General features: G+C 62.5%; 11 protein-coding genes and 3 pseudogenes. 2 read left to right on the top strand and 12 right to left on the bottom strand.

Features of this window, described 5'->3' with window-relative positions:
• Positions 1–12: 12 nt before the first annotated feature.
• The 10 genes and pseudogenes from H7K34_RS09745 to H7K34_RS09700 all read right to left on the bottom strand — a co-directional run bounded on the left by H7K34_RS09745 (position 13) and on the right by H7K34_RS09700 (position 7,491).
• Positions 13–558 (bottom strand): carboxymuconolactone decarboxylase family protein, encoded by a 546-nt coding sequence (locus tag H7K34_RS09745; protein WP_264061703.1) that lies wholly within the window; start codon positions 556–558, stop codon positions 13–15.
• Between the two features lie 6 nt (positions 559–564).
• Positions 565–1,410: a TauD/TfdA dioxygenase family protein gene (locus tag H7K34_RS09740; RefSeq protein WP_264061702.1), complete on the bottom strand. Its 846-nt coding sequence runs from the start codon at positions 1,408–1,410 to the stop codon at positions 565–567.
• 22 nt (positions 1,411–1,432) lie between these two features.
• Positions 1,433–1,768, bottom strand: coding sequence for a hypothetical protein (locus tag H7K34_RS09735; RefSeq protein WP_264061701.1), 336 nt, complete (start codon positions 1,766–1,768; stop codon positions 1,433–1,435).
• A 2-nt stretch (positions 1,769–1,770) separates the two neighbouring features.
• Complete coding sequence (locus H7K34_RS09730) at positions 1,771–3,039, bottom strand: aromatic ring-hydroxylating oxygenase subunit alpha (RefSeq protein WP_264061700.1); 1,269 nt, start codon at positions 3,037–3,039, stop codon at positions 1,771–1,773.
• A gap of 21 nt (positions 3,040–3,060) precedes the next feature.
• A complete protein-coding gene (locus tag H7K34_RS09725; RefSeq protein WP_264061699.1) occupies positions 3,061–3,804 on the bottom strand; it encodes an SDR family NAD(P)-dependent oxidoreductase in 744 nt (247 codons plus the stop codon).
• A pseudogene (locus H7K34_RS09720) lies at positions 3,801–4,100 on the bottom strand (2Fe-2S iron-sulfur cluster-binding protein); the annotation flags it as partial. The gene H7K34_RS09725 and the pseudogene H7K34_RS09720, both read right to left, overlap by 4 nt.
• Before the next feature lie 59 nt (positions 4,101–4,159).
• Positions 4,160–4,615, bottom strand: a complete 456-nt coding sequence (locus tag H7K34_RS09715; RefSeq protein ID WP_264061698.1) for a MarR family winged helix-turn-helix transcriptional regulator — start codon at positions 4,613–4,615, stop codon at positions 4,160–4,162.
• Positions 4,616–4,629: 14 nt separating this feature from the next.
• Positions 4,630–5,882 (bottom strand): annotated as a pseudogene (locus H7K34_RS09710) (amidohydrolase family protein).
• Positions 5,879–6,208, bottom strand: a complete 330-nt coding sequence (locus tag H7K34_RS09705) for a hypothetical protein (protein ID WP_108920517.1) — start codon at positions 6,206–6,208, stop codon at positions 5,879–5,881. The pseudogene H7K34_RS09710 and the gene H7K34_RS09705 overlap by 4 nt, the downstream one beginning before the upstream one ends.
• Before the next feature lie 5 nt (positions 6,209–6,213).
• Positions 6,214–7,491 carry an aromatic ring-hydroxylating oxygenase subunit alpha gene (locus H7K34_RS09700; protein WP_264061697.1) on the bottom strand — a complete coding sequence of 426 codons (1,278 nt, stop codon included), beginning with the start codon at positions 7,489–7,491 and terminating at the stop codon, positions 6,214–6,216.
• A 323-nt stretch (positions 7,492–7,814) separates the two neighbouring features.
• Between H7K34_RS09700 and H7K34_RS26905 the strand changes: the two are divergent.
• Both H7K34_RS26905 and H7K34_RS09695 read left to right on the top strand, forming a co-directional pair.
• Positions 7,815–8,734, top strand: a pseudogene (locus tag H7K34_RS26905) (PPE family protein).
• 61 nt (positions 8,735–8,795) lie between these two features.
• Positions 8,796–9,032 (top strand): WXG100 family type VII secretion target, encoded by a 237-nt coding sequence (locus tag H7K34_RS09695; RefSeq protein ID WP_372510728.1) that lies wholly within the window; start codon positions 8,796–8,798, stop codon positions 9,030–9,032.
• Between the two features lie 61 nt (positions 9,033–9,093).
• Here the strand turns inward: H7K34_RS09695 and H7K34_RS09690 are convergent, their stop codons facing one another.
• Positions 9,094–10,344: an MFS transporter gene (locus H7K34_RS09690; RefSeq protein ID WP_264061696.1), complete on the bottom strand. Its 1,251-nt coding sequence runs from the start codon at positions 10,342–10,344 to the stop codon at positions 9,094–9,096.
• A 360-nt stretch (positions 10,345–10,704) separates the two neighbouring features.
• On the bottom strand, positions 10,705–10,833 hold a 129-nt coding region (locus tag H7K34_RS09685), incomplete at its 5' end, for a hypothetical protein (RefSeq protein ID WP_264062408.1).

Here is a 10,833-nt window from a genome sequence, read left to right as displayed (position 1 = left end):
TTAGGCCGAGTGTCACAGTTCCTCATCTTCTATGCCAAAGGCGTTGACTGCCATGGCCAATAGGCAGTAACCCCCAACGGTGAACACCAGGTCCATGCGCTGGTCGTCGGAGAAATGTCGACCCAACTCATGCCAGGTTGGAGTGCAGATGGTGCCCTCGTCAATGAGGTCGTCCACTGTGGAAAGCACCGACTGATCACTATCGTCGGCGAGTTGACCGTCGCGAATGGCATCGATTTCCTCAGCGCTCAACCCGGCTCGCTGCGCGATCGGAAGATGATGAGACCACAGGTAGTCGCAGCCGCGCCGATGCACCACACGCAGCAGGGCCACCTCGCGCACCCGCGCCGACAGCGTGGAGCCGTTGAGCAAGTAGGTATTAAACGGCAGATACGCCCGCGTCAGATCGGGATGTCGCACCAGGGTCGACAAGATATTGCCAGCACCCATCGGGTTAGCCCGCTCAACGGGTATCAGCGAGGCGATTGCGCGGCGGCTGCGGTCGTCCCATTCATCGGCGGGCAGCGGGGCAAGCCGCGGCGAGTGGTGGTCGGTCACCGGGGTCTACTGAATCGGCTCGTCACCCAGCACTGTGGTGCGCAGCATTTCGCGCTCCGAGCTGGAGTCGTAGGGAGCGGCCCGGTGCAGCACACCGCGGTTATCCCAGATGACGGTGTCGCCGATCGACCAGTTGTGGCTGTAGACCAAGGCGGGCACGGTGGCGCGGTTCAGCAGCTCCGCCAACAAGGCACGGCCTTCCTCGCGGCCCATGCCCACCACGTAGTCGGCAGAAGCGCCGAGCACCAACGACTTACGGCCGCTGCGGTGCGTCCATACCAGGGGGTGTTCGTGATCGCGGCGGGACCGCCACAGCGCCAACTGCTTCGGAGTCGGGTCGGGGGTGATGCGGCGCTGAGACGCCTCCAGCGAATGCACTACGCGCAAGGCGCCGTAGCGGCCCTTTTCGTCGTCGGTCAGCGCATCGTAGGCCGCGTATGAGGAGGCGAATTCGGTTTCTCCGCCGCGCTCGGCGACCTGCTTAGCCGACAGGACAGTGGCTTTCTGCGGATAGTCGTCGCCGGTAGGGGTGCAGCCGTCGATATGCCAGTCGAAGGTCGCCTTCAGATAGGCGGCCGAGGAGTTCTTCGACTTGTCCAGCGTCTCCGGGTAGATGCCGGCGACCGGATGATGACCGTCCGAGGAGTGGTCGATGGCGCCGAGGCGGCGACAGAATGCGACTTGGGACTCGGGGTCGAGATGCAGCCCGCGGAAGACTAGAACACCGTCGTCCTCCAAGGCATCCAGGATGGTTTCGCCCACTGGATCGTCGGCGGCCAGGTGCGCGGGATCCAGGCCGGTGACCTCGGCGCCGACGGAGTCGCTGAGCTTGGTGATGGTGAGCAGACTCACGGTCTGTCCTTTCTTGTGGATATCAGGGAGCCGGCTCGACGGTGCGGATCATCACCGCATCCGCGGCGTCGGTCGGGACGGGTTGATGCATGACCTCCACGGCCATGGCGACCATGATCAGCGAATAGATCATGTGCAGCAGGTTGAGCGCATCGTCGGGCAGGTCCTCGAGCGTGAACTTGTCGCAGTAGTCGATCGCCTCTTCGAGCCGCGGGAAGAAAGCATCGTAGAACTCGTGCATTTCGGCCATCGTGCTGGCCATCCGTGCGTTCCAGCGTTCGGTTTCAGTGGCCAGGCACCAGACGCGGGCGTAGCTTTCCAGCTCGGCGAATCCGGTGGGCAACAGGGTATCCGGCACGATCACACTCCCGCCGGCGCCGGGGCATTCTCGCGTCGGTATGCCTCGACCCAGTCGACGACGACCTTGTGCAGGTGGCGGACCAGAATCTCTTGGTCGTTGAGCGGAAACTCCTCGACGATTCCGTATTCCAGCGCGGCCTGCGTCCCGCCGAGCATGCCCGCGTCTTGCAGGGCAAATTCCTTGAGAACCACTGCGGCGACTTCGTGTTCGATGCGCTCATGCACGCTGCGCGCCGGGCTGAAGTAGGTGTAGGCCTCGAACCGGTGCGTGTTATGCGAGGTGGGCCAGTAGCGGTACAGCAGGTACCAGCCGCCGTATATCAATATCTCGGTGTTCGGGAAGATCTGGAAGTTGCTGATTCCCCAAGGTTCAATGCCACCGGGGTTGAGCCCCGCCGGTAGTTCGCCGATGTCCGGAGTGCGCCAGGGCCCGACCAGCCCACTCTGGGTGGCCCGCTCGATCGGATACATGTACTCGTGCGGCAGCAGCCAACGGCGCCTCCCCGCGGTCGACACCAACCGGTGTGGCCCGTCGAGTTGGAAATGGCCGCAAGTGAATCCGGCCTTCGGGTCACGCACCCCCGGGGGGACCTGCTGCGGGTGCAGCGACGGCACGTGGTAGTACTCCTGAAATGCGTCGGCGAAGATCTTCCAGTTGCTGTTGTTGTGCGCGACCCACTCGTAGCGTTCGGTCAGTTTGTCAAAGGGATAACTGTCCAGGCCGGTGACCATCGGGCCCAGGAATTCGCGCAGGCTCTGCCGCGGCTCGGCGTCAAAGTTGATGAAAATGAAGCCATTCCAGATATCGCAGGACACCGGTCTCAGGCCGTAGTCCGCGACGTCGAGGTCGAAGAACTCCGATTCCTGCTGTACGAATTTCAGTGCACCCTCGAGATCGTAGCGCCAGCCGTGGTACTTGCAGGTGAACTGACGGCATGTCCCGTGGGTTGGATCATTGGGAAAGTCGTTCCACACCAGCTTGTTTCCACGGTGTCGGCAGACGTTGTAGAAGGCTCTAATGTATTCGTCTCGGCCCTTGACCAGGATCACCGAAGTCCGGGCGACCTCGATTTCCTTGGTGAGATAGCTGCCGATGCGCGGCAGCTCTTCGACTCGGCCAACGTTGAGCCATGCACGTTTGAAGACCGCTTCGCGTTCGTCCTTGAAGAACTCTTTGGAGGTAGAGTCGGCGAAAGATATATCGCCGGTGCCCAGTTCGGGATAGTGCTCGGTCCAGGATCCCTCCGGGGGCCTACCTTCTCGCGTCATCTGAACCTCCTCGTCTCACAGTCACATCACCGCTCCGCCGTTGACACCCAGCACCTGGCCGGTGATGAAGCCGGCCTCTTCGGATGCCAAAAACCCGACCGCCGCCGCGATGTCGGCTCCGGTACCCAAGTGGCCCAGCGGGATATTGGCGGCGATCTCATCGCTGGACTTGAGGTGCCCCTCGGCTTGCGCCTGGTGCTGCATCGGGGTTTCGATGCCCGACGGAGGAATGTTGTTCACGGTGATTCCGTGTGGGGCGTATTCGCGGGCCAGCGACTTGGTGAGGGTGATGACCGCGCCCTTGGATGCCGCATAGTGCGCAGCAAAGGGCGAGCCACGCTGGGCGCTGGACGACGAAATCATCACGATCCTGCCCCAATTCGCGGCGACCATGTCGGCCAGCGCCACTTGGCAGCAGTGGAACGTACCGGTCAGATTGACATCGACGATCTTCGACCAGGACTCCGGAGTGATCTCGGCGAACGGGGAGAACCCGAACATCCCCGCACTTGTCACCAGCACCACCACCGGCCCCAACTCGCGGTGAACTTTCGCGAACGCCTGCTCAACGGCGGCCCGATCGGTGACGTCGGCGCCGATACCGATTGCGGTGACCCCGCCCGCGCGCAGATCTTCGGTAACACGCTGCGCTGCTTGCTCATTGCTATCGAGGACAGCGACGTTGAGCCCACGGCGGCCCAGCTCGTGGCACGTCGCCTCACCGATGCCAGAGGCGCCACCGGTCACCACCGCAACCCTGTTCATTCGTAAACCACCCGTACCGTCGGGCTCGTCGGCAGGGCCTGGCAGGTCAGCACCCAGCCGTCGGCAACCTCGTCGTCTTCGAGCGCATCGTTATTGAGCATCCGCGCACTTCCCTCGGTCAGCCGGGCCATACACGTTCCGCAGGAGCCGACTTCGCACGACGATGGCGGAGACAGACCTGCCATCCGCGCGGTCTGCAGCAAGGTATCCCGTGCGGAGTAGACCACCGTCGTGGTCGACCGATCCAGCTCGATCGTCACCTTTTCGGTAGCAACACCGTCGCCGGCAGGTCCGGCATACGACGGAGCGCGGGAATCCTGCATGAGGGCAGAGTATCAAGTACTTGTCATTCATCTCAAGTACTAGATACATCGCGCTGAGTGAGCTCGTGGCCGGTGCCCTTTTCGACCACCCGGCCCAGCAATTCGCGCAGCGTCTCCTGCTCCTCAGCAGTGAGCACGCCAAACACCCGCTCGTGAGCGGCGATTGCATCACCGAGTACCTCGGCCACGACGTCTCGTCCCTGATCGGTCAGGTAGGCCCGCAGGATGCGCTTGTGCTGCGGATCTTGCTTTCGTTCCACCAGGCCGCGCCGTTCGAGTGCCGTGACAGCCAGTTGCACGCCTTGCGGGCTGATCAGCAGGCGCCGGGCCAGTTCGGCACCGGATAGTCCGGGTTCGTTGGATAGCTGGCGCAGCACGCCGATCTGCGCTGTGCTCACACCGTGCGCGCTGATCGCGTCGTTGACGGTGGTCAGCGAGAAGTAGAAGGCCTGCTTGAGCAGCCACAGGATGTTCTCGGTGAGTTCCATACCCGCGCTCCGGTCTACGTAGTCGGTGTTTTGTAGATCTGGCCATCCTTCATCACAAACGACACATCGAGGGTGGCGCCGATGTCGGCCGAGGGATTCCCTGGGACGGCGATGATGTCGGCGAGGTAGCCGGGCGCAAGCCGCCCGAGTTCGTGGTCGGCCTCGATGAGTTGGGCGGCCACCACCGTGGCAGCCCGGATCGCCTGCATGGGGGTCATCCCGCGGTCCACCAGAGCCCGGATTTCCTTGGCGTTTTGGCCGTGCGGAATGGCCGGCGCGTCGGAGCCGCATGCGATACGCACGCCGGCAGCAATCGCCTTGGGCAGCATTGCTTTTGCGCGGGGAATACTTCCTCGGCCTTTCTGCGTAGCTCCGGTGCGATCCGGTCGATCGCCATCGCCTCCGTCAGATATGTGGTCGAGACCAGGAAGGTGCCGTGATCGACCATCATCTGAATCGTGTCGTCGTTCGCCAGGAATCCGTGTTCGATGGAGTCGATCCCGGCGCGGATACACGCGCGGATCGCGGAGTCGCCGACGGCGTGCGCAGCCACTCGCACGCCGGCTCGGTGAGCCTCGTCGGCGATGGCGGCGAATTCCGCGTCGGAATATTGCTGGGCGCCCGGGGCGGTGCTGTGCGACATCACCCCGCCCGATGCCGACACCTTGATCAGCTTGGCGCCGTGACGAATCTGGTAGCGGACGCACGCGATGACGTCGGGCACGCCGTTGGCGATGCCCTCGGCGACCGACAACGGCATGATTCCCGGCGCCAGCCGCTGGAACACCGTGGGATCCAGGTGTCCGCCGTAGGGCGTCACCGCATGCCCGGCCGGATAGATACGCGGGCCGGCGTGCCAACCCTGGTCGATAGCCCGCTGCAACGCGACGTCGAGCAGATAGCCGCCGGTCTTGACCATCAGGCCGAGGTTGCGCACGGTGGTGAAGCCCGCCTCCAGCGTGGTGCGCGCATTCACGGCACCCCGCAGCGTGCGATACGCGGGATCGTCTTGAACGCCGTGCATCGGAGCCGGCAACCCCTCGGGCCCACCGGGGCCGCCGATGAGCAGGTTGAGTTCCATATCCATCAGACCCGGCAGCAGCGTGGTATCCCCGAGGTCGATGACGGTGGCCGAATCCGGCACTGGTCCTTCGGGATTGATCGCGGTGATGCGGCCGCCGTCGATCAGCACGACCGCCGGTGCGCGGACCTGGCCGGTATCGACGTCAGCCCAGCGGGCGGCCCGCAAGACGGTCAGCTCGGTCATGGCACGGGCTCAGACACACAGTCCAGGGTGGCGGCCCCGGAGTCGGGTACTCGCGGCTGCTTCCAGCACTCCACCGGAAACGACACCATGATCATCGAGTACAGCAGGTGCATCAGGTTGAGAACGTCCTCGGGCAGGTCGTCGAGGGGGAACTTGTCGCAGTAGGTCAGCGCTTCCTCGGCGCGCGGGGTGATTGCGTCATAAAAGGCTTTCATCTCGGGCATCGAACTGGCCAGCCGCTTGGCGTAGCGCTGCGACTCAGCGGGCAGGCACCACTGCGCGAAAGGTTCAAGCTCGGCGAATTCGGTTGGCAGTAAAGACGACATCCCGGTCATACCCCTGCCTTGAATTGGTCCGTGGTGCGGCGGTAATCGTCGATCCACGCCGCCGTCTCCTTGTGCAGGTGCCGGATCAGAATCTCCTGATCGCAGAGCACGAACCGGTCAAGCACCCGGGACTCGATCATCGACTGGGTGGCTTCCAGCGTATTGGCGTCCTGCAGACCATATTCCTTGAACGACACCGCGGCGAGTTCCTGCGCGACCCGTTCACGCGGCGTGCGTGGCTGCGGGAAGTACAGAGTCCCCTCGAAGACGTGGCTGTTGTAGGAGGTCGGCCAGTAGTGATAGGTCAGATACCAGCCCTGACCCCAGATCAGGATCACGAAGTTCGGGAACAGCTGGAACGAATCCAGGCCCCACGGCTCGCATTTCGCGGGGTTCAGCCCAGGCGGCATCTCCCCCAACTCCGGCTTGTCCCAGGGCCCGAACAATCCGCTCTGGCAGATGTCCTCCATCGGCTTGCGCATCTCATCGGCCATCTCCCAGGCCCGGATACCCGACGTGCTCACCAGCCGGTGCGGACCATCCAGGCGATAGTGCGGCGCCTCAAAACCCGCCTGGGCGGCCGCCTTTGAATAGGCGGTCGGCGATTGGTTCGCGTGCAGCACCGGCGCGTGATAGAACTCCTGGAACGCGTCCATGTACAGCTTCCAATTGGCCTTCACCTCCGATCGGTAGGACCACCGCGAGGTCATCTTGTCGAACGGATAGCCCTCCAGCCCGCTGACCATCGGCCCCAGAAATTCACGCAGCGACTGCTCGGGCTTCTTGGCGAAGTTGACGAAAATGAATCCTTCCCAGACCTCGCAATGGACCGCGACCAGCCCGTATCGGCTCTTGTCGAGGTCGAAGAATTCCTCCTCCTGCTGGACGAAAGTCAGGTTGCCGTCCAGGTCGTACCGCCAGGCGTGGTACTTGCAGGTGAATTGCCGGCACACGCCGTTGGTCTCCTCGTGCGGCATGTCGTTCCACACCAACTTGTTGCCACGGTGCCGGCAGATGTTGTGATAAGCCTTGACCTCACCAGCGGCGGTGCGCACCAGGATGATTGAGGTGTTGACGACCTTGAGTTCTTTAGTGAAGTAGCTACCCTTGCGTGGAACCTGTTCGACGCGGCCGACATTCAGCCAGGCGCGTTTGAAGATGGCATCGCGCTCCAGCTCGTGGATCTGGGGGTTGATGGAGTCCTCGTAGGACACCGGCTCGGTGCCCAGTTCGGGGTAATGCTGTGTCCAGCTTCCCTCCGACGGCTTGGGAAATCGGGGCATGACCGCGCTCCTGTCCGCTTCGATCCGGCACGGGATTCCTCGGGCAGCCCGCAGGACTCCGTCGGGCCGACCGTATATCCTCATCGCGGTAATCACAAGTAGTTGATACTGACTGGTCCGCACGACATCAGCGATAGACATCGCGATCGGCCGCTAGTGCCGCGACAGCTAGGGCGAAGCTTGCCACAAGAGCCTGGGCTGAAGGCCGCGCCCAACACAGGCAAATCATATATTTTTCTGTCTACCATATATTCCAGGTAGTAAGGTAGGCAAAGTAACGATCTCTATTTGTCGAGGTCTGACGGCTTGTCGCGAAGGAGTAGATGGTGGTGGGGATTGCGAATTTGCCGCCCGAGGTGAATTCGGCACGGATGTATGCCGAGCCGGGTGGGGAACAGTTGCTGGCGGCGGCGGTCACCTGGGATCGACTCGCTGCGGAGTTGATCGCAGCGGCGGAGTCGTTCGACTTGGTCCGGTTGACGGCGTCGGCGTCTCGAGCCTGGTCCGGTCCGGCGGCGGAGGCGACGGCCACTAGCGCCGTGGCGTATGTGCAGTGGCTCAAGGCTGCGGCAGGCTGTGCGGAACAGTCGCGATCACTGCGCGTGAGGCTGCCGAGGTATTCGATCGGGCGCGTCAGGCAACAGTGCATCCACTGGAGGTGGCCGCGAATCGTGAAACGGTCACCGCGTTGGTGGCGGGCAATATCCTGGGTCAAAGCGCGACTGCGATCGCAACCACCGAGGCTACCTACGACGAGATGTGGGCACAGGATGTGGCGGCGATTATCAGCTATCAGGTTGGGGTCAGTCGCCTCATTGGGACTTCCGTTAGTCCAGCCCCATCAGATGGTTCGTCATCGCTGATGATGATGTTGTTGTCCAACGGCTTTGACACGGCGCTCTTGACAGGCAGCATGGCAACTTCGGCGTTGCTTTCGATGGAGCCAGAGGCAGCGGCTGGTACAAGGTCGACCGGCGATGTCTCCGAGCCACTTTCGACCCCTGCTGCGCCGGTGCTGGAATCGCTATCGGTGCCACGATCCTGGGCTACGGCGGCGACAGAGGTTCGGTCGGGTGCGTCCGCCGGGGTTGGTGTTCGCGCTGCGGGTAAGTCCTCGGGCACTCCCCGCCCGCTGCACGGGGGTATGGCGACCGGCGGTGTGGCCGGCGCGGACCACCGTAGAGCGCGATGGCCTGCGTTGGAGCAGGCGTACCCGCCCCTGATGCCGCGGGAGGGGGCCTGAAAGTCCGCAGAACTGCGGCCGTATTCATTGACATTGGTGTACCGAATGGAGGAATAGGTAAGTGACTGAACGGCTTACGGCGGATCCGCGCGCGATGCGGGATATGGCAACCCGTTTTGATACACATGCTCAGACTGTGAAGGACAAGGCGCGCAGAATGTGGGCGGCATACGACACTACGGGTGAGATGGATCAGGCGTTCATCAATATCGTAGATATGCTGCACTCGGTGCGGGACGGACTGGTTCGGGCTGCCGATCAGTACGAGCAGACTTCCCGGCAGAGCTTAGGCAGTTAAAGCCCAGCTCGCGACATCAGGCGTCGCCGGCGCTCCGCTGCATCAGCATCGGAGAAGACCACTAAGTTGCACTGGGAATGCGATCACGGTCACGGCCAGTGAGCAGGCGCAGCATCCACATCAACAATCCGATTATTCCGAATATGATTCCAGCCAGCACAACCGCGCGCCACCCGCGGTGGCCATAGGCGATGGCTGCGATGGTCGAACCTGTTGCGCCGCCGAGGAAATAGAACGCGATATAGGCGGAGTTGATGCGGCTGCGTGCAGTCGGGTCTAGCCGATAGATTGCCGATTGGTTAGCGATATGGACGCCTTGGACACCGATATCGATCAGGATAAGCGCGGTGAGCAAAGCGATGATGTTGTGCGCCCCGAAGGCGGCGAACACCCACCCCATGAGGATGGCCACGAGGAAGATTCCCGTCGCCGTGTGCAGTCTTCCTCTGTCGACGAGTCTGCCAGCGCCCTGGGCACACAGCGCGCCGGCCGCCCCGACTAACGCGAGTAATCCTATGGTGGCTTCGCCGTAGTGATATCGATCGGCGGCGAGCAGAGCGACGGTGGTCCACAAGCTTCCGAACCCAGCGAAAGTGACAGCGCCATAAGCGATCCTCACCCGCAACTGGGGATGCTCCACTAGGAGGCTGCCGATCGATTTCAACAGTTTCGGGTAGCTGAGGGTGCTGCTGGGTGCGACGTCAGGCAGGCTAAACACGAGCACGATCGCTATTGCGGCGACGAGAGCGGCTGCAACGCCATACATTAAGCGCCACCCTCCGTGCGCAGCGACTAGACCGGCGATGGTACGTGCCAACAAAACTCCGACTAATAGCCCACTCATCACCTGGCCGACGACGCGTCCTTGCCGGTCGGGGCTGGCCAGCGTTGCGGCCAATGGCACCAAGATTTGGGCGGCGACCGAGCACAGGCTGGCTAGCAGCAGCGCACACGCCAGTGCGGTCAAATTCGGCGCTGCGGCTGCAAGTGCCAAGGCGCCGGCAGTCCCCCCAAGTAGCAGGCAGACGAGCGGTTTCCGACGCACCAGATCTCCAGCCGGGACGATGAAGATGACGCCGACTGCAAAACCTATCTGTGCCAACGTCACCAATAGTCCGACCGTTGGCCCGGGCTCGTGGAGGTCCGTCGCAATCGCCGGAGTAAGCGCCTGAACGTAGTAATTCGTTGCAACCGACAGCGCACATGCGGTGGCAAACACGCCAACCTGCCAGCCCGGCAGCGCTGGGTGGGTCTGGTGGACCGCATCAGTCATCGCCGGCTTGATAGGCGCTTCAGGCAGTTCTTTCCGCATCTCAAACTCCCGGGAGTGTTCAATGTTCTTGCAGCACAGCGGCATCGTCGCAGACGCGATTGCAAGACCGGAGTCCGCAGCAAGTCTGGCGATGTGACAGCTCGGCTCAACACTGAAGCCGCTCCAACGCACACCAAGACGACGACAGTGGCGGTGGCGGCGCGCAGTCTGACATCCATCCAGGATTCAGTACCCGCTCGGGTCAATGTATATTATTTCGCAGGATATATATATTGATTTATTCGGTAGCACGCGGGTGTGGTCCAGAAGCGCGCCGCTTAGGCCGGGACTCGGTTCCCGATGCGTTGCTTTCGTTCGGTACCGGCTCTGTGTCGCATTGGCATCGGTGATGCTTTAGTCTCACGAGAATGCCAGTGCAAGTTCGGATTCCACGTCCTGATAGGGCCGCCCGGACAAGTCGATAGTGACCGCAGCGATGGTGCCGCCGGTGAAGGTGAATGGGGCTTTGTAGTGGCTGGACACTGCCGA

The sequence above is a fragment of the Mycobacterium montefiorense genome, assembly GCF_025823255.1.
Classification (GTDB): domain Bacteria; phylum Actinomycetota; class Actinomycetes; order Mycobacteriales; family Mycobacteriaceae; genus Mycobacterium; species Mycobacterium montefiorense.
Note: the sequence above shows the minus strand (reverse complement) of the source record. Positions and strands in the feature narration are given on the sequence as shown.